Source organism: Synechococcus sp. 60AY4M2 (genome assembly GCF_002760375.1).
In the GTDB taxonomy this organism is placed as follows: domain Bacteria; phylum Cyanobacteriota; class Cyanobacteriia; order Thermostichales; family Thermostichaceae; genus Thermostichus.
Window position 1 is genome coordinate 443,940 of record NZ_AUMZ01000001.1, and the last position, 16,910, is coordinate 460,849.

A 16,910-nucleotide genomic window follows, 5' to 3' on the forward strand; every position below is an offset into this window, starting at 1 on the left:
CCAAAATGCTGGTATCTTAGCCCACCTGAAGCCGAGAGCTGTTCTCCCCAGGAGCCCTAGACTGTGGACGCGCGCTACAATCCTCCGGCCATCGAAAGCAAGTGGCAGGCCCACTGGCGTGAACTCGGGTTGGATCGCACGCGGGAGCTGACGGCGGAAAGCCGCAAGTTTTATGCCCTGTCGATGTTCCCCTACCCCAGTGGCAGCCTGCACATGGGGCATGTGCGCAATTACACCATCACGGATGTGATTGCCCGCCACAAGCGGATGCAGGGGTACGCGGTGCTGCACCCCATGGGGTGGGATGCCTTTGGCTTGCCGGCAGAGAACGCCGCCATCGATCGGGGGATCCCGCCGGCCAAGTGGACTTACCAGAACATTGCCCAAATGCGGGATCAACTGCAGCGGCTGGGGCTTTCCTACGACTGGGAGCGGGAGATCACCACTTGCGCCCCCGACTACTACAAGTGGACGCAGTGGCTCTTCCTGCAGTTTTTCAAAGCGGGCCTGGCCTACCAGAAGGAGGCGCCGGTGAACTGGGATCCGGTGGACCAGACCGTCTTGGCCAACGAGCAGGTAGATGCGGAAGGGCGCTCCTGGAGATCGGGAGCTCTGGTGGAAAAGCGCCTCCTCAAGCAGTGGTTTCTCAAGATCACGGCCTATGCCGACCAACTGCTGGCTGACCTGGAGAAGCTCTCCGGCTGGCCGGAGCGGGTGCTCACCATGCAGGAGAACTGGATTGGCCAGTCGGTAGGGGCTAGGGTTGTCTTCAAAACCGAAACAGGGGAGGAGCTGCCGGTGTTCACCACCCGGCCTGACACCCTCTGGGGAGCCACCTTCATGGTGCTGGCGCCGGAGCATCCCTTGGTGGAGAAGCTCACCACCCCTGAGCAAGAGGTTGCCGTCAAGGCCTACCGGGCCGAGGCCGCTGCCCGCAGCGAGATCGAGCGCAGCGCCGAAGACCGCGAAAAAACGGGCGTCTGGACGGGATCCTACGCCATCAACCCCGTCAACCAAGAGCGCATCCCCATTTGGATTGCCGACTACGTGTTGATGGGCTATGGCACAGGAGCCATCATGGCCGTGCCCGCCCACGACCAGCGGGACTTTGAGTTTGCCCGCCAGTTCGGCCTGCCCATCAAGCTGGTGGTGCAGCCGCCCCAAGGGGGGGTGACGAGTGCTGAAGATCTGCAGGCGGCCTGGACGGGGGAGGGGGTGTTGATCAACTCCGGCCCCCTGGACGGGATCCCGGTGGGCAAAGGCCCGGGGCAAAGTGTAGAAAGGGCCATCGCCTGGCTAGAAGAGCAGGGGCTGGGAGAACGGCAGGTCAACTACCGCCTGCGGGATTGGCTCATCTCGCGACAGCGCTACTGGGGCTGCCCCATTCCCATCATCCACTGCCCCCACTGCGGCATTGTGCCGGTGCCGGAGGAGGATCTGCCGGTGCTGTTGCCCGAGGATGTGGAGCTGACGGGGCGAGGGGGATCCCCCTTGGCCCAGTTGGAGGACTGGGTAAAGGTGAAGTGCCCCGCCTGTGGTGCCGACGCCCGCCGCGAGACGGACACGATGGACACCTTTATCTGCTCCTCGTGGTATTTCCTGCGCTTTAGCGATCCCCGCAACGACCGCGAGATCTTCCGCAAGGATCTGGTCAACGCCTGGCTGCCGGTGGATCAGTACGTGGGCGGCATCGAGCACGCTATCTTGCACCTGCTCTACGCCCGCTTTTTCACCAAAGTGCTGCGGGATCTGGGGTTGCTGAATTTCGATGAGCCCTTCTCCCGCCTGCTCACCCAGGGGATGGTGCAGGCGCGCACCTACTACAACCCCAACAAGTCCGGCAAGGATCGCTGGATCCCCACAGCGCTGGTTAAGGATCCCAACGATCCGCGGGATCCCGAAACCGGCGAGCCTCTGCAAGTTATCTACGCTACGATGTCCAAATCCAAGGGCAACGGCGTGGATCCGGAAGAGGTGCTGGCCAACTACGGGGCAGACACGGCCCGCATGTTCATCCTCTTCAAGGCGCCGCCGGAAAAGGACTTGGAATGGGACGATGCCGACGTGGAAGGGCAGTTTCGCTTTCTCAACCGCGTCTGGCGACAGGTGTACGACTTTGTCAGTCGCGGTGGCGGGACGGCGTCCTTGCAGGCCAAGGTCGAGGCGGGATCCCTGACCAAGGCGGAAAGAGATCTGCGCCGTGCCGTCCACACGGCCATCAAGGAAGTCAGTGAGGATCTGGAGGAGTACCAGTTCAACACTGCCATTGCCGAGCTGATGAAGCTGAGCAATGCCCTAGCCGAGGCGGGGATCCCGGACTCGCCCGTCTACGCCGAAGGGATCCGCACCCTGGTCTTGCTCCTGGCGCCCTTTGCCCCCCACATTGCCGAAGAGCTGTGGCAGGCCCTGGGCGGTACCGACTCGGTGCATCGCCAGTCTTGGCCCAGCTACGACCCGGCGGCGCTGGTGGCCGATACGGTAACGATTGTGGTGCAGGTCAACGGCAAGCTGCGCGGCTCCTTTGAAGCCCCTGCCGATGTCACGCCGGAGGAGCAGGAGCGGCTGGCTCTGCAGTCGGAAGCGGCCCAGAAGTATCTCCAAGGGGCGACGCCGAAGAAGGTCGTCGTGGTGCCGAAGAAGCTGGTCAACGTGGTTGTCTAGCTCTCCGTTTGCTCAGATAACCTCCCCCCCTGCATAGGCAAGACCCAGGAGCAGGGCTTAGGATACTGCCTTGGGGTTTAGTTCTTGTCTGCCTATGCGCAAGCGATGGGTTCTCAAGCCGCAGCAGCTTCCTCTGCTGTGGATGGCCATTCAGCTAGCGGTCGGGATCCCTGCCCTGGCCCACCCCAGCAGCTCTGCCAATCCTCCGGCTGCCCTTGAGGCTGCCACCCAGCGAGTTACCGAAATCCACGGCGGTGCTGGCCCCTGGGCGGTGGTGGGTTATCGCATGGGGATGCGGGCTCTCAAGGAGCTGGGCTTGGCAAGTCCCCTCCCCCCCACCTCCCCAAGTCGCTTTGTGGTGGAAGTCATTCACGAGTCGCCGCTCCAGATTCCCTTTGCCTGCATCGTGGATGGGTTGCACGCCGCCACTGGAGCCAGCTTGGGCAAGCTGAACTTAAAGCTGGTGGAGGTGGACTCCCTGGACAAAATGCGCAGTGTTGTCATCCATCGAGAAACTGGCAAGCGAGTGGAGTTTCAAGTCTTGCCTGGGTTTATTGCTAAGTACCGAGAGCTGCCCCCAGAACGGCTCATGGCAGCGGGGCAAGAAGTTCTTCAAATGGCCGACGAGGCTCTTTTCCGTCTCACGATTAGACCCTAGCGCCGATCCCCCCCAGCAGGATGGGAACTCCAGGGCGGGAGAGATATGATGCCTAGCACGGCTTTTTCCAGAAGGACTAAGGAGAAAGCTGTGCCGCTAGGTTGCTCTGGGGATCAGCCAGGGCAAGCAATGGGGAAAGTCCGGTGCAAATCCGGCGCTGTGCCGCAACTGTGATGGGCAAAAGCCCTCAGTCAGGATGCCCGCCTGCGGCTTCAGCTCAGGGCTCAGCTCAGAGCCCTTCCGCGTTGCACGGAGCAAGGAGCTGACATGAAAAAGACAGTTCTAGGTCTCAGCCTTGGGCTGGGAAGTTGGGTTTTGGGGATCCCAGCCTGGGCGCAAGCAGTCTTGGATACCGGCCTCAGCGCCGAGATTTTGAATCAACCCGTCACCACCCCGTTTCGCCGTCCTGGCCTCTTGCGAGAGTCTTCCCGCCCCGTCTATGTCATCACCCGCCAGCAGATGCGCGAGCAAGGGGCAAGAACCGTGCAGGAAGCCCTGCGCTATCTGCCCGGCATCCTCAGCGATGGCACAGCCGGCACCCAGTTGGGGGCTCTCAGCTCTCAGTTCATGCGAGGGGCGCGAACGGCCCAGGTGCTGGTGCTGTTGGATGGCCGCCCCCTCAACGATCTGGGTTTTTTCGGGGGGTTTGACCTCTCGCAAATCACCACCGATGTCGTCGAGCGAATTGAAGTCTCCCCCGGCGGCGGCTCTACCCTGTACGGCTCAGACGCTGTTGGCGGCGTCATCAACATCGTCACGGTGGAGCCCCAGCCAGAAACGGAGACAGTGGTGGAAGCGGCGGTCGGCAGCTATGGCCTCAATGAGCAAGGGATCCAAAGCCGCGGCCAAGGGCAGGAGCTGGGCTGGGTGCTCAGCTACCGTCGCCTGCAGAGCAACAACGACTTTCCCTTTACCATCCGACGGCTGGGCAAGTCGGGCAGGCGGGAAAACTCAGCGGTGGAGTACCACAACTTGCAGGCCAAGCTCACCTGGCAACTGGCCGAAGACCAAGTCCTAACGGCCAACGCCCTCTACCTCAACAAAACCTTCCGCGTGCCCGGTAGCGTAGACTTTCCTTCTCCCGATGCCGAGCAAACCACCAACGACCTGCTGCTGGATCTCAGGTGGCTGTGGACTCAGGAGACAGGATCCCTGCAAGCTCGACTCTTTTTGGACGATCTCAACTACCGCTTCAGCGCCCCGCAAAGCCAGGGATCCCGCGACCTCATCCTGCGCGATAGCTGGGGATCCCAGCTCCAGTATGCTTGGAAAGCCGGCGAAAACCTAGAAGGAGTCCTGGGGGCAGATTATCGCTCCATCTCAGCCCGCAATACAACTTTTTCGTTTGCCAGGGGTTCTACCAATGTCAACTACGACGATACGGTTAACCAGGGAGCCCTGTTTGCCCGCCTGGATTACAGCCCAGATCCCCGTTTCCACCTCGACTTCGGCATCCGCCAGGACTTCAGCAGTTTGGCCAGCGGCTCGGCTACCTCGCCTGCTCTAGGGATCCGCTGGGCTTTGGCGGAAGGCACCACCTTGAGGGCCAGCTATGCCGGCAGCTTTCGCACTCCCTTGATCTCGGAATTGTTCTTCCGGCTGCGCGGCTTTTTTGAAGTGGATGGCAACCCCAATCTCCGCCCAGAGCGAGGGGAAAGCTTTGACATTGGCTTAGATCAAGCCTTGGGAGATTTTGGCCTGCTGCGCTTGACTTTTGCCCACAACCGCATCCGCGATGGCATCACCTTTGTCAGCCTTGGGCCGCGCCGAGGAACCTATGAAAATATTGGGCTGGTTGAATATACCGGCCTGGAGGCAGCCTTAGATGTGCGGCTAGGGGAAAACTGGACGCTTTTTGCCAACTACACCCTCAATGATCCCATCATTCGCGCCGCCCTTGACCCAGCTACAGTTGGCAAGCAGCTAGCCTTTGTGGGAGCCGATAGCCTGAACTTAGGCCTGACCTACCGTCACGAGCAAGGCTGGTACAGCTCAATTTTAGTCCATCACATTGGGAGCTTTTTTACCAACAACACCAACACGGAATCCCTACCAGGCTACACCACCGTAGCTTGGCGAGGAGGGATCCCGTTGACTGAGGACCTAAGCCTAGAGATGGGGATCGACAACCTGCTGGATGAGCAGTATGAAGTCTTCCCCGGCTATCCCGGCGTTGGTCGCACGTTGAGGGTGAACTTGCGGGGGCAATTTTAGCAACATCTCAGGTTGTTTTTGAATTCTGGCTAACCATTTGTGGGGTGCTTCTAGTTTGGAAGCAACTGTATGACGATCTCAACCAGAATCTCGACTCAAGCTGAGGCCAAACATTACCTTTGGGTTTGTACCACCTGCGGATCTCGCTGGGTCAACGGCCAAAAAGAAGGGACTAGCAAAGGAGAAATGCTTCTAGCCGCCTTGCAATCGCAGGTGCTCAACCCTCAATTGCAGCTTAAGCCGGTTGCCTGTATGAGCGGCTGCAGCCATGCCTGCGTGATTGCCCTGGCAGCCCCTGGAAAGATGACCTACGTGTTTGGAGATCTCGATCCCCAAGACGTGGAGCCAATCTTGCAAACAGCGGAGCTGTATTTGACAAAGCCCGATGGCGTCCTGCCCTGGGCAGAGCGCCCTCTTAAAAAGGGGGTGATTGCCCGCATTCCACCAGTCCAATAGGAGCAACCTATGGCCGCTTTCAGTCCCTGGATTACGCCCTTAAACCAAAGTTGGCAGGAGATTTCCCCCACTGGCTGGATAACCCTCTACGAAGGGATCCCGGCTCACATCGACTGTCTTGGGCCGCTCCTCTATGAGCTCTTCCAGGAGCACTGGGCTGAGATCCAAGTGGGCTGTGTGGCGGAGGGGGGAGTGCTGGAAGCGGCCTTTACCAGTCCTCCTGCTCTCTGTGTGCTCTACGACGGCTACTTGACCGTGGCCACCGAAACTTGGCATTTGCATCTGTGTCTAGAGGAGCACCGAGGCGGCCCCTATGGCCGAACCCCCCTAGAACTGCGCCGCAAAAGATTGGTGAGCCGCGCCGCCCTCTATCGCCGCCTCAATCCGCAGCGCCAGCCTCGCCAATGGGGAATTCAATTTTGGAACGGGGCAGAGGAATCTCTGCTGCAGATCTTCTTGCCTAGTCCCTTTTTAGAGCCAGGAGAAGACTACCTGCCCGAAGGCAAAGCCGACTATCAGAAGCTCTCCCTCTATGAACGCCTGCGAGCCATTTATGTCGAGGGAAAAGAGCGGATCCCTTACGAAGATAACCCTCTCAAGCGGCCCTACTTGGCGGTTTGCCGCTCCAGCCGCTGCTATCCTTCCCGCAACTATCAACCGGTTGTGGAAGCCCTGCAATCTGCCCTGCAGGAAGCGAATTTAGATATTCGGGTCATTACTTCCGGATGCCTAGAAGTCTGTCAGGAAGGCCCTGTGGTTTTCTACTCCGGCGACCGCACTTGGTACAAGCGGGTTACACCTCCAGTAGCGCGGCAAATTGTCCAGGAGCATCTGCTAAAGAACTGCCCCCTGAAAGCTCACCTTTTTCCCGGAGATTAGCCTATGGTCAGTCTGCAATCCCTTGTGCAGTCCATCCCCAAACCTCGCCCCTGGATCCCGGTTGCCATTTGGCTACGAGCTGCCCAAGACTTGGCCTGTGGCCGATTTTGGCCCAGTCTATTTACCACCATTGGCTGCCTCAGCAACATTGCCTATACCTGTACGCTGCCTTTTGTAACCATTGGCATCATCGCGGGCACTACGTTAACTCGCCAAAGGGCAATGGTTAGCGCCTCGATGATTTGGCTAGCCAACCAAATCTTTGGCTATGTCTGGCACAACTATCCCCGCACGCCTGACTCTTTTGCCTGGGGGGTGGTCTTGGGGATCGGCACGGTGGGAGTAGCCCTGCTAGCCAGCTACCGCCCTCTCTTCTTCCAGCCCCACCCTCTCCGAGCCGGACGATGGCTGTGGAATTATCTTTGGATCCCAGCCATGCTCATCCTAGGTTTTCTTGCTTTTGAAGGGCTGGTCTTGGCGGCCGGCCTAGTTTTGGGAGGGACAGAGGGTTTAACCCTACCTATTCTCGGCAAGATCTGGGTGGATAACTGGCTGTGGACGAGCTTTTGGCTTGGGATTCATACTCTTTTGGTGTGGGACAGGGCACGTCACTTAGGTTTTAAACAAGCGGGCTTGGATCTCTAAGAATTCGAGATTGACAATTTCAATTGAGGTCAAGAGAGTACATTCACGCTCAGCTTGCTGTCCACTTGGATTTGTTCAATTCAATGGCGCGATGGGAGCTGGGGGCAGCCCTATTGGTCTCAAGCTCTCGAAGGGCGCCGCCCTATGGCTGTCGGAGCGGGCTGCCGACGAGGGCCGGGCGAAGAACCGCCTCTTGGTGGAGCTGGCTAGCGACAAAATCCCCTAACACCTTCAGGCTTTGGAGCACGACTGTGTAGCCAAGAAATCTGGACACCGCTGCGATGGCGAACTAGCCTAGAGGCAACTTCCGTACTGTTTCGTGGGGTGGGATCCATGCTGAGGCCCAGTCTTTTGTTGTCCGGATCGGCGCTTTTGGGTTTGCTGTCTTGGCTGTGTTTGAGCGGCGAATGCGGCTGGTTGGCTTCCCTGCGCAAGGGACGGGGCGCTGTCCCTGAAGTTGCCTCGGCGCCAGCGCAGAGTGTTCAAGTGACGGCATTTGCCGATGAACCCGATCCTGAGCTCCTGCTCAGGCAACAAGCCCAACTGCAAGCCCAAGTACGGCAGCTTGAGCAGCGCTCTCAGGCGCATCAGTTGCTGGCGCAGCGGGGGATCCCTCTTTCCACCCAGGCTGGCGAGCGTTTTCACTTGGATCGCGTCTATCTGGCGCGGCTAGCTCAGTTTCTGGAACAAGAGCCGGGGAACGCGCAGCTCTATCTGCAGCGGGCTCAATACTTCTGGGATCGGTTGCAGAGCGATCCCCTGGCCTTGCCCGAGCCGGAGCAGGCGGCTGTCGTTGATCACCTGATGCGCAGAGCGCTACAGGATCTGGACATTGCCATTGCTTTGGATCCCTATTTGCCTGAAGCTTACTTGCTCAAGGCCAGAATACAACACGAGTATTTTGGGGAGCTGCAGCAGGCTTTGGCAACTTTGTCCCCTCTGGATCGCATTGCCTATCGCAACCCCCAACTCCACTTGTTGCGCTCTCGCATCTGGGCCGAACAGGGACATCTGGAATCGGCGTTTGATGTGTCGCACCTGGCCATCGAGCTGGCCAAGCAAAACCAAAGCTCTGCCGATCTTTTCGATGCTTATGTCCATCGCGGCCTGATGTGGGCCAGCATTTGCGACTTCAACTTGGCCGTTCAGGATTTCAGCCGAGCTATCGAGGTGCAGCCGCAGCAAGCCGAGGGCTACTACCACCGCGGCATGGCACGCGCCTATCAGGGAGAGGATAGGGCCGGTGCCGCTGCCGATCTGGGCCGTGCTGTGACGCTGTGGCAGGCTGCAGGCAGAGGATCCCCAGAGCTGCTGGAATATGTAGAAGCAGTACGGATGGAACTGTTGCGGTAACTCCACTGCTAGCTGGTTTTCTGCTGCGGATCTTTGTCTGGGCTATTGAGTAGAGAGGTTGCGGGTTTGGCGTCTTTGGGCAAGGGGCGTTTGGCAAGTTCGGCTAAGCCAGGCCAGGATGGTAGAGCCGTCTGTTACCCCGGGGGACTGAAACGCCCCCCTTGAAGAGAGCCCAGCCAGATGATGAGCCGAAGACAGCTGACCCTCTCCGTCTCCTCCATAGCCCTGGTAGTGGCCACAGGGATGCTGCTGCTGTTGCTGTGGCAACTGCGCAACCTGGTGGTAACTGTGATGATCGCGGTGGTGGTGGCGGCGGCGCTGGCTCCCCTGGTGGATCTGGCGGAGCGGATGCGGATCCCCCGTTGGCTGGGGGTGGTGGTGGTTTATCTGAGTTTCATTGCCGGGATTGCCGGCTTGGCTCTGCTCATGGGTCCGACGGTGGTGACCCAGACCCAGCGGCTGCTGGCAAGGTTGCCCTCTTACCTGGAGCGGCTCCAACTGTTAGCAGACACCTGGATTGCCGATCTGGCAGGGGTGGATCCGGCGGCGCTGGACTACTTGAACCAGTTGCTGGATCCGCAGTCGCTGATGAACTGGGCAGTTCGCTCAGGACAACAGTTGCTGGTGCAGTCCTTCGATTTCACCCGCGGTCTGCTGGGCGGCCTGTTGACCGTAGTGCTGACCCTCTTCATTTCCGGTTATATGCTGGTGAGCGGCTCTGACCTGGTGCAGGGCCTGGTGGAGCTGTTCCCCTACCCCTGGAATGAGCGGTTGGCCCAGCAGGTGCAGCCGATGGCGCAACGTATGGGGGGCTACATCCAGGGGCGGGTCTTGGTCTCGGCCATTTTGGGGGTGATGATTGCCGTCTCGCTCCGCTTTTTGGGCCTGTCGGAGTTTGCGCTGGCGCTGGGGGTAATCGCCGGGTTTACCAATCTGATTCCCTTTATCGGCCCAGTCTTGGGATCCCTGCCGGCTTTGGTGGTGGCCATCGTCCAAGGGGGCTGGACTTTTTTGTGGGTGCTGATCCTGTACGTTGCCGTGCAAAACCTGGAAACCTATGTGTTGGATCCCTTGTTGGTGGGATCCTCGGTGCGGGTGAAGCCCTTGTATCAATTGCTGGCGGTGCTGGGGGGCACTCAGTTGTTGGGCATTGTTGGGGCGGTGATCGCGCCCCCCTGGGTAGCCGGTATGGCGGTGCTGCTGGAGAACCTTTATCTCAAGCCCAAGCAGGAGGCAGAGCTGCGCGCCAAGCTGTGCGCTCAGGCCGCCGAAGCCTCCGGTTCTCTGGCTTGGCGAGGGATCGGTAGCAACCTGGAGGGATCCTTGCCCTCTCCTGCCACTGGGGAAGCCGACTCCCTGACGCGGCCAGGCGGTTCTGAGGAATTGCCGCGGGTGGAAGATCGCGGGGCCGGACGCAGTCCTTGATGAGGCGACTTTGCTTAGTCAGACAGCGGGGCGGGATCCCGGCATCAGCTTTCTCCGGGCGCAGTCTTGGCTGGGTTGAGAGGAGCTGGCTGATCTTGCCGATCTGGCCCAGAGAAATCCAAAGGGTTGAAGCGGTTCATGGCCGTCTTCAATCCTTCTTGCAAGCAACACTCCACCGCTGCCACTGCCGCCCTTAGAACCCGGTCCAGCACTGCCTGCTCAGCGGGTTCAAAGCTCCCCAAAACATGCCCAACCCTGTCTTGGTGGCCTTTGGGCTTGCCCACGCCCAGGCGCAAGCGGGGGAAGGCTTCGCTGCCCAAGTGCTCAATGACAGACTTCATGCCGTTATGTCCGCCGGCGGAGCCAGATCCCCGCAGCCGCAGGCGACCCAGGGGCAAGTCCATATCGTCGTACACCACCAGAACCGAGGCAGGATCCAACTTGTACCAATCCAACACCGCCCGCACCGCCTCGCCAGAGCGATTCATGTAGGTCTCCGGCTTGAGCAGGCGCCGCTTGCCCCCCAGGGCAAAACCTTCTCCGTAGCTACCTTGGAACCGCTTTTCCAAAGCCAACGGGATCCGCCAGCGCTCCGCTAGCCGGTCCACCACCATAAAGCCGCAGTTGTGCCGGGTGTTGGCATACTGCGGGCCAGGATTGCCCAGGCCAACGATGAGCTGGAGGGCAACCTCCTCTGGCGGCTGGGTCTTGACCTGGGTCACAGCGTCTCTCGCTTCCACAGGTAAAGTAGGGTAGCAGAGTTACTTTGGATTGGCGACCCCCAGCCTCCCAACTTGGAGCAGCGGCAGGATCCCTGCTAGAGCTCTGACATCGCTCCATTGGGAACGCTTCTGAGAACACTCGTAACCCGGTGGAGGACAGGTTATGTCCCATGGGCCTGCTGCCTTCGATCTCTGTCTTGGCGAAGCTGAATTCGAGGCCGTTGCTGCCTTGCGCTTGAGTCAGCGGCTGATCCAAGTGGGGATCGCCCTTTCTTCGGAAACGGATTTAAGGCGCCTGCTGGAACTGATTGTTGCCCAAGCCCGCGAGCTGACGGGTTGCGATGGCGCCAGCCTGTTCATCCGCGAAGGGGAGGAGTTGCGCTTTTTTGTAGTCAAGCGCAACGAGGAACTGCAGGATCTGCGCCTGCCCCTTACTCCTTCTAGCATTGTGGGCTATGTGGTGCTCACCGGGGAGAGCTTGAATCTGCCGGACGTTTATCAACTGCCCCCCGACCTGCCCTACGCTTTTAACCCCCAGGTGGATCGGCAGACCGGATATCGCACCCGCTCCCTGCTCACTGTGCCGCTGCGGGATCCCTCAGGAAACATCCTCGGTGCCCTGCAACTGTTGAACCGCCTCAGGCCGGATCGCCCTGCTGACCTGGCGCCCGACCAGGTGGCTGACTGGAGCCAGCCGTTTTCTGAGCTGGAAGTCCAAGTGGCCGAAGCCCTGGCTTCCCAGGCGGCGGTTGCCTATCAAAATGTGCGCTTGCGGGAAGAGCTGAAAGCTGCTCACCTGGAAACGATTTTCTGTCTGGCCCAGGCTGCCGAATACCGGGATCAAGACACCGCCTTTCACCTCAAGCGGATGAGCCATTATTCCCGCATTCTCGCCAAAGAGTTGGGCCTCTCCAGCCATGAACAGGAGCTGATTTTCTACGCCAGCCCCCTGCACGATGTGGGCAAAATCGGGATCCCGGATGCCATCTTGCAAAAGCCAGGCCCCCTCACCCCCGAAGAGCGCCTGATTATGAACCGCCACCCCGAGATTGGCTACGAGATCCTCAGCCAATCCAACTCGGAGCTGATGAAAAAAAGCGCCATCATTGCCCTCACCCACCACGAGAAGTTCGATGGCAGCGGCTACCCGCGGGGCCTCAAGGGAGAAGAGATCCCGCTGGAAGGGCGGATCGTGGCTTTGGCCGATGTCTTCGACGCTTTGGCCAGCCGCCGCCCCTACAAAGAAGCTTGGAACCTAGACGAGATCTTTGGCTTTGTGGAGAGCCAAAGCGGTAGCCACTTCGATCCCCACGTAGTGGCCGCTTTTACCCGTGGCCGCGGCGAAATTCTAGAGATCTACCACCGCTACCAAGAGCCTCGCTGAGCTCAGAGCCGGCCAAATCGCGGATTTGGAGTATCCCCTCTTGCCGGGATCCCCACTCGGCAACGGGAAAAACCCGCCTTTGTCTTTTTTTTCAACCGATCCCCAGCCTGCGACCGTAGCCAGGGAACGAGATCCCAAGGCAAACTAAATGCAGTCGGCAGTAGTCTCCTGGCAAGCCGACCAGAGCCACTTTTGTGTGTTTCCCAATACATAGCACATCTACTGGCTACCTGTCTCGACCCAAGCTGCGCCGAGGATCCCTGTGATGGCTACCCTGACCAATCCGCCCACTCCCACCCTCTCGATCCACACCAAGCTGCGCGATCTGGCCCTGGTGGACTTTCAGGTGAGCGAGTCCACCCCTTGCGAGAACGTGGTGCGCCGCCTAGAGGATGACAGCAGCCTTTCGGGGGTGATCGTGTTGGATGAGCGGTCACAAGTGCAGGGGATGCTGACCCGGCGCGCCATTTTGGAGTGGATGCTGAGCAAGCCCTACGGCCTAGACGTGTTTTTGAAGCGGCCCATCAGCTCGATGGTGGAGTTCCATGGCCGGGGTTTTCTCCTTCTGTCCGGCGACTGCGATGTGTTGCAAGCGGCCAGCCAGGCCTTCCAGCGGCCCCAAGAAACCATCTACGACCCGGTGGTGGTGCAAATTGGCCCGCAAGACTACCGCCTTTTGGATGTGCCGGTGCTGTTGGTGGCCCAGTCCCAGGTATACTTGGCCACGCAGCAGAGGCTGCGGGAACAGCAGGAGGAGATGAAACGGCTCTTGGCCGAGCTGGAGCAGGAAAAAAACCGCAGCCTTCAGTATGCCCGCGATCTGGAGCGGCAAAAAGCCGAGATCCTCAGCCAAAACCTGGCTTTGGATCGGGAGCGGCGCCAAGCCCAGCAGCGCTCGGAAGAGCTGGCCCGCCTCAACGCCCGCATCATCGAGATCAGCTCGGTGCTCTCGGAAAAGGGCAAATCCACCTTTGCCGCCACCTTTGCCGGGGTAGAGGCGGTGCGCCGCCTATTTCAGGACATTGCCGACAGCAACCGGGAGCTCTCCCGCGAGCTCAAAGAAATCAACACCATCGTTGACTTGATCGTAGAGGTGGCAGGCTATATTCGCCTGCTCTCCTTTAATGCGGCTGTGGAGGCCAACCGCAGGGGTGGGGGCGGCGGTTTTGGTGCCATTGCCCAGGAGATCCGCAAATTGGCGGGGCGCACCACCGAAGCCAGCAACCGCATCCGCGGCTTGGCAGAGCGCATCCAACGCCAAAGCCAATCCACCCTGCAATCGGCTCAGGCCAGCGCCGAGATGGTGCAATCCCTTTACCAGCAGGCGCAGTCGGCCCAGGCAGCCCTGGAGGAATTGCAAGCGCTGTTGGAGCAGGCCCAGGTTTAGCCCTTTTGGGGAGTGGTTTTGCCCTCGCGGATCTCATAGGTATAGAATTGCCCTGCCACGGCCAAGGTTTCAAAGTGGTAGGTGGGCAGGGAGATCCCCAGCGGGCCAAAGTTAAGCAACGACAAATCGGTGCTGTAGAGGCTGAAGAGGATGAAGTTTTGCCGGCGGGTCTGGCGCAGAAACAGCTCCACCAGCTCTGGTTGCAGCTGTTGCACAAGGGCGTGACATTCCTCAATGAGGGTGGGCAAAAAAGCTGGGATCTGGGCGCAGTATTCCCGTGTAGCATAGGCAGCCAATTGGTCTCCTGCGTAGGCTCCGTACTCTTCCGGGGTGGGATTGGTGATGGCCAAAGCAGCCACCCCCCCAGCCAGAACCAGTCCGGAAAGCAAGGAAAAGACCCTCAGCATAGCGGCCTCCGAAACAAGATTTTCCATTCTGCTACGGGCTTGAGGTGCTCCGACAGGGATCCTTCGGCAAAAGCCATCGCCCAAGGCCGCTCTGTCGCGTCCTAGAGCCGGCGCGGGATCACCCAATTGGCCAGGAATGCGGTTCACAGTGTTGCAGCAAACCTGCAAAAGAGCTGGATCCCTTGGTTGAATTGCCAGCCTACAGGCTAGGATGAGAGCCGAAGCGCAGCTTGATGCTCTCTCTTGATGCTCTCTATGGAACTGGCCGATCTGAGACGCACCCTAGAATCGCTCACCTCGCGCCTGAGCAGTGCTCAGGACTATCTTTGACCTGCCCCACCTGGAGCAGCAGATCGCCATTTTGGAGCAGGAAGCAGCGCAGCCGCAGTTTTGGAACGATGCCGAGGCGGCCCGCCGCCACCTGCAACAGCTCAACAGCCTCAAGGCCTCCTGGGATCAAATCCACCGCTGGAAGGATCGCCTAGAGGATGCTGCCAGCGCCTTGGAGCTGCTGCAAGAAGACCCGGACCCGGAGCTGTTGGCCGAAGTGTCCGGATCCCTGGCGGCGGTGGAGCGGGAGCTCGGCCAATGGGAGCTGCGGCAACTGCTTTCGGGCCCCTACGACAAAAACGGCGCCATCCTCACCATCACCGCTGGCGCGGGGGGAACCGATGCCCAAGACTGGGCGGAGATGCTCCTGAAGATGTACACCCGCTGGGCGGAAAACCAGGGCTACAAGGTCACGCTTTCGGAATACTCGCAAGGGGCAGAGGCCGGCATCAAGTCGGCCACCCTGCTGATTGAAGGCCCCTATGCCTACGGGTATCTTTCCGCCGAGAAGGGCAACCACCGCATGGAGCGCATCAGCCCCTTTAACGCCAACGGCAAGCGCCAGACCAGCTTTGCCGGCGTTGAGGTCATGCCTATCCTGGAGGAGGACAATGAGTTCGAGCTGAGGATGGAGGATCTGGAGTTCGAGACTTCTCGTTCCGGCGGGGCAGGGGGCCAAAACGTCAACAAGGTGGAAACGGCGGTGCGGGTTATCCACAAGCCCACCGGCATTGCCGTGCGCTGCACCGAAGAGCGCTCCCAACTGCAAAACAAGGAGCGGGCCATCCAGATCCTGAAGGCGAAGCTGATCGAGCTTGAGGAAGAAAAGCGCCGGCAAAAGCTGGCCGAGATCCGGGGTGAGATGGTGACCCAGGGCTTTGGGGGTCGGATTCGCACCTACACTTTCGATCCCTACAAGTTGATCAAAGACCACCGCACCAACGCCGAAACCTACAATGTCGAGGCGTTTATGAATGGCGAACCGGAGGAGCTGATGCACTTTATCCAGGCCTACCTGCGGCAGGAACGGGCCAAGCAAGCCGCCGCCGTCTAGGGCTGGCTGTGGCGCTCCCACACCGCCTGCATCAGGGCTGCCCGCTCCTGGGCTGAGAGCGTGATCAGGGTGAGGGGATCCCCTTCCTGGAAAAACTCCCCCACCCCCCATCCCAAGGCTCTGGGATGGGCTGTTTTTGCCTGCAGGGATCCCGCCCAAACTAGGCCATGCCAAGCGCCGATGGGCGTTTCCAGGGCGGAGGAGAAGGCCAAATCTAGGCTAGGGTGTTGCCTGAGGTAGTCCCTAAGGGCAAGGCAGGAGCCAACCAAGGAGGGCTTGACCACCAGGATCCCTTTCCAGCCGGCTTGGTGGACAGCTTGCAACTGCTCCAGCCCAACCACGGACTCATCCAAGGCAATGGGAGTCTGAAACTCCCAGCTCAGCCGGCTTAGATCGGCGTGCTGCGCTGGTGGCAAGGGCTGCTCGAAAAACTCAATCTTGCCTGGCCACTCTTGGTTGATCCGGTCACAGAGGGCCAGCCAGCGCCGCGCCCCTTCCAGACTCAGCCCCCCATTGGCATCCAGGCGCAAGCAGGATCCTGCGGGCAACTGCTCCAGCCAGCTTTCTAGCTTTTTCACCTCCTGCTCGAGAGGCTCCACCCCCACCTTGACCTTGTAGGCGGGGTAGGAACCTGAGGGTGGGGTTTTCCCAAAAAGCCCACACCAGGAAAGCCCGGAGAGATCCCTTGCCAGCCAGCCGGGATCCCGACAGGCCAGCCAGGCGCATTCCAGCCCAAAGCGCGTGGCGGGCAAGGTTGCCGGGATCTTCTCGATCTCTGCTTCCGACAGCTCAGGGGGCAACTGCTGACAAAATGCCAGCGCTTCCTCTACGGTCTCGCTGCCCAACCAGGGGATGGGGGCAATCTCCCCATAGCCCTGACCTCCCGTCTCCGCGTCCGTCAGCCGAACCAGGATCCCTTCGCGGATAGACCACAGGCCGTAGCGCGTGCGCAAGGGCTGGCGGAAAGGCCGCCGGTATCGGCAAAACGCAAAGCGCATGTTCAACACCTGGGGATCCCCGCTGCTAGTTTCCCCCCAAGGAAGGGGGAGCCGCTTACTTGGCCAACCTACACCCTATCTAGGGATCCCCCGGAAGGGGGAACTTGAGGACGCGTGGCTAAAGCAAGCCCGGGAGTTCTTAAACTCCCTGGGCGTCTCCAATTTCTAGGGATCCCCCCGAAGGGGGAACTGCTAATGCTCTAGGGATCCCGAACTACACAAGGATGTTTCCAATTTCTAGGGATCCCCCCGAAGGGGGAACATCCATAATAACTACGCCGAACGCTTTTACATGTTGGTTGTTTCCAATTTCTAGGGATCCCCCCGAAGGGGGAAC

At 59.8% G+C, this 16,910-nt stretch carries 15 protein-coding genes and 1 riboswitch; of the genes, 12 read left to right on the forward strand and 3 right to left on the reverse strand.

Annotated features, from left to right (window positions below; genetic code table 11):
• The first annotated feature begins 63 nt into the window (after window positions 1–63).
• The 9 genes from leuS (at window position 64) to SYN60AY4M2_RS01925 (ending at window position 10,291) form a co-directional block, all read left to right on the forward strand.
• Window positions 64–2,661 carry a leucine--tRNA ligase gene (leuS, locus tag SYN60AY4M2_RS01890; protein ID WP_099812171.1) on the forward strand — a complete coding sequence of 866 codons (2,598 nt, stop codon included), beginning with the start codon at window positions 64–66 and terminating at the stop codon, window positions 2,659–2,661.
• Window positions 2,662–2,755: 94 nt separating this feature from the next.
• Complete coding sequence (locus tag SYN60AY4M2_RS01895) at window positions 2,756–3,319, forward strand: formylmethanofuran dehydrogenase subunit E family protein (RefSeq protein WP_099812172.1); 564 nt, start codon at window positions 2,756–2,758, stop codon at window positions 3,317–3,319.
• An 81-nt stretch (window positions 3,320–3,400) separates the two neighbouring features.
• A riboswitch (cobalamin riboswitch) is annotated at window positions 3,401–3,542 on the forward strand.
• A gap of 44 nt (window positions 3,543–3,586) precedes the next feature.
• A complete protein-coding gene (locus SYN60AY4M2_RS01900) occupies window positions 3,587–5,533 on the forward strand; it encodes a TonB-dependent receptor (protein WP_099812173.1) in 1,947 nt (648 codons plus the stop codon).
• Between the two features lie 69 nt (window positions 5,534–5,602).
• Window positions 5,603–5,989, forward strand: a complete 387-nt coding sequence (locus tag SYN60AY4M2_RS01905) for a DUF1636 domain-containing protein (RefSeq protein ID WP_099812174.1) — start codon at window positions 5,603–5,605, stop codon at window positions 5,987–5,989.
• Between the two features lie 9 nt (window positions 5,990–5,998).
• On the forward strand, window positions 5,999–6,868 hold the full coding sequence (locus SYN60AY4M2_RS01910) for a (Fe-S)-binding protein (RefSeq protein WP_099812175.1): 870 nt from the start codon (window positions 5,999–6,001) through the stop codon (window positions 6,866–6,868).
• Window positions 6,869–6,871: 3 nt separating this feature from the next.
• Window positions 6,872–7,513, forward strand: coding sequence for a hypothetical protein (locus SYN60AY4M2_RS01915; RefSeq protein ID WP_099812176.1), 642 nt, complete (start codon window positions 6,872–6,874; stop codon window positions 7,511–7,513).
• 91 nt (window positions 7,514–7,604) lie between these two features.
• Window positions 7,605–7,739: a hypothetical protein gene (locus tag SYN60AY4M2_RS14585; RefSeq protein WP_276307355.1), complete on the forward strand. Its 135-nt coding sequence runs from the start codon at window positions 7,605–7,607 to the stop codon at window positions 7,737–7,739.
• A gap of 107 nt (window positions 7,740–7,846) precedes the next feature.
• Window positions 7,847–8,866, forward strand: coding sequence for a hypothetical protein (locus SYN60AY4M2_RS01920; protein ID WP_099812177.1), 1,020 nt, complete (start codon window positions 7,847–7,849; stop codon window positions 8,864–8,866).
• 180 nt (window positions 8,867–9,046) lie between these two features.
• Window positions 9,047–10,291, forward strand: a complete 1,245-nt coding sequence (locus tag SYN60AY4M2_RS01925; protein WP_346426361.1) for an AI-2E family transporter — start codon at window positions 9,047–9,049, stop codon at window positions 10,289–10,291.
• A 44-nt stretch (window positions 10,292–10,335) separates the two neighbouring features.
• On the opposite strand, the gene pth is transcribed toward SYN60AY4M2_RS01925, so the two are convergent.
• A complete protein-coding gene (pth, locus tag SYN60AY4M2_RS01930; protein ID WP_099812178.1) occupies window positions 10,336–11,013 on the reverse strand; it encodes an aminoacyl-tRNA hydrolase in 678 nt (225 codons plus the stop codon).
• A 163-nt stretch (window positions 11,014–11,176) separates the two neighbouring features.
• On the opposite strand from pth, the gene SYN60AY4M2_RS01935 reads away from it, so the two are divergent.
• Window positions 11,177–12,397, forward strand: a complete 1,221-nt coding sequence (locus SYN60AY4M2_RS01935) for an HD domain-containing phosphohydrolase (RefSeq protein ID WP_099812179.1) — start codon at window positions 11,177–11,179, stop codon at window positions 12,395–12,397.
• Window positions 12,398–12,662: 265 nt separating this feature from the next.
• Window positions 12,663–13,784 (forward strand): methyl-accepting chemotaxis protein, encoded by a 1,122-nt coding sequence (locus SYN60AY4M2_RS01940; protein WP_099812180.1) that lies wholly within the window; start codon window positions 12,663–12,665, stop codon window positions 13,782–13,784.
• Here SYN60AY4M2_RS01940 and SYN60AY4M2_RS01945 read toward each other — a convergent pair.
• Window positions 13,781–14,191, reverse strand: coding sequence for a DUF4359 domain-containing protein (locus tag SYN60AY4M2_RS01945; RefSeq protein ID WP_240527379.1), 411 nt, complete (start codon window positions 14,189–14,191; stop codon window positions 13,781–13,783). The two genes, SYN60AY4M2_RS01940 and SYN60AY4M2_RS01945, sit on opposite strands and share 4 nt — an antisense overlap.
• Before the next feature lie 255 nt (window positions 14,192–14,446).
• Here SYN60AY4M2_RS01945 and prfB point away from each other — a divergent pair.
• A protein-coding gene (gene prfB, locus SYN60AY4M2_RS01950; protein ID WP_143596961.1) for a peptide chain release factor 2 occupies window positions 14,447–15,575 on the forward strand; the annotation gives its coding sequence in 2 pieces (ribosomal slippage) (window positions 14,447–14,518 and window positions 14,520–15,575; 1,128 coding nt in all).
• On the opposite strand, the gene SYN60AY4M2_RS01955 is transcribed toward prfB, so the two are convergent.
• The gene (locus tag SYN60AY4M2_RS01955; protein WP_011430112.1) at window positions 15,572–16,573 is read right to left on the reverse strand and encodes an o-succinylbenzoate synthase; all 1,002 of its coding nucleotides are present in this window, start codon (window positions 16,571–16,573) and stop codon (window positions 15,572–15,574) included. The two genes, prfB and SYN60AY4M2_RS01955, sit on opposite strands and share 4 nt — an antisense overlap.
• Window positions 16,574–16,910 lie beyond the last annotated feature (337 nt).

What these genes read in the sequence shown, in the direction of transcription:
- SYN60AY4M2_RS01910 (WP_099812175.1), top strand. Translation starts at nt 5,999, where the DNA reads ATGGCCGCTTTCAGTCCCTGGATTACGCCCTTAAACCAAAGTTGGCAG.
- SYN60AY4M2_RS01905 (WP_099812174.1), top strand. Translation starts at nt 5,603, where the DNA reads ATGACGATCTCAACCAGAATCTCGACTCAAGCTGAGGCCAAACATTAC.
- SYN60AY4M2_RS01895 (WP_099812172.1), top strand. Translation starts at nt 2,756, where the DNA reads ATGCGCAAGCGATGGGTTCTCAAGCCGCAGCAGCTTCCTCTGCTGTGG.
- SYN60AY4M2_RS14585 (WP_276307355.1), top strand. Translation starts at nt 7,605, where the DNA reads ATGGGAGCTGGGGGCAGCCCTATTGGTCTCAAGCTCTCGAAGGGCGCC.
- SYN60AY4M2_RS01935 (WP_099812179.1), top strand. Translation starts at nt 11,177, where the DNA reads ATGTCCCATGGGCCTGCTGCCTTCGATCTCTGTCTTGGCGAAGCTGAA.
- SYN60AY4M2_RS01915 (WP_099812176.1), top strand. Translation starts at nt 6,872, where the DNA reads ATGGTCAGTCTGCAATCCCTTGTGCAGTCCATCCCCAAACCTCGCCCC.
- SYN60AY4M2_RS01920 (WP_099812177.1), top strand. Translation starts at nt 7,847, where the DNA reads ATGCTGAGGCCCAGTCTTTTGTTGTCCGGATCGGCGCTTTTGGGTTTG.
- SYN60AY4M2_RS01940 (WP_099812180.1), top strand. Translation starts at nt 12,663, where the DNA reads ATGGCTACCCTGACCAATCCGCCCACTCCCACCCTCTCGATCCACACC.
- SYN60AY4M2_RS01925 (WP_346426361.1), top strand. Translation starts at nt 9,047, where the DNA reads ATGATGAGCCGAAGACAGCTGACCCTCTCCGTCTCCTCCATAGCCCTG.
- SYN60AY4M2_RS01945 (WP_240527379.1), bottom strand. Translation starts at nt 14,191, where the DNA reads ATGCTGAGGGTCTTTTCCTTGCTTTCCGGACTGGTTCTGGCTGGGGGG.
- SYN60AY4M2_RS01955 (WP_011430112.1), bottom strand. Translation starts at nt 16,573, where the DNA reads ATGCGCTTTGCGTTTTGCCGATACCGGCGGCCTTTCCGCCAGCCCTTG.
- SYN60AY4M2_RS01900 (WP_099812173.1), top strand. Translation starts at nt 3,587, where the DNA reads ATGAAAAAGACAGTTCTAGGTCTCAGCCTTGGGCTGGGAAGTTGGGTT.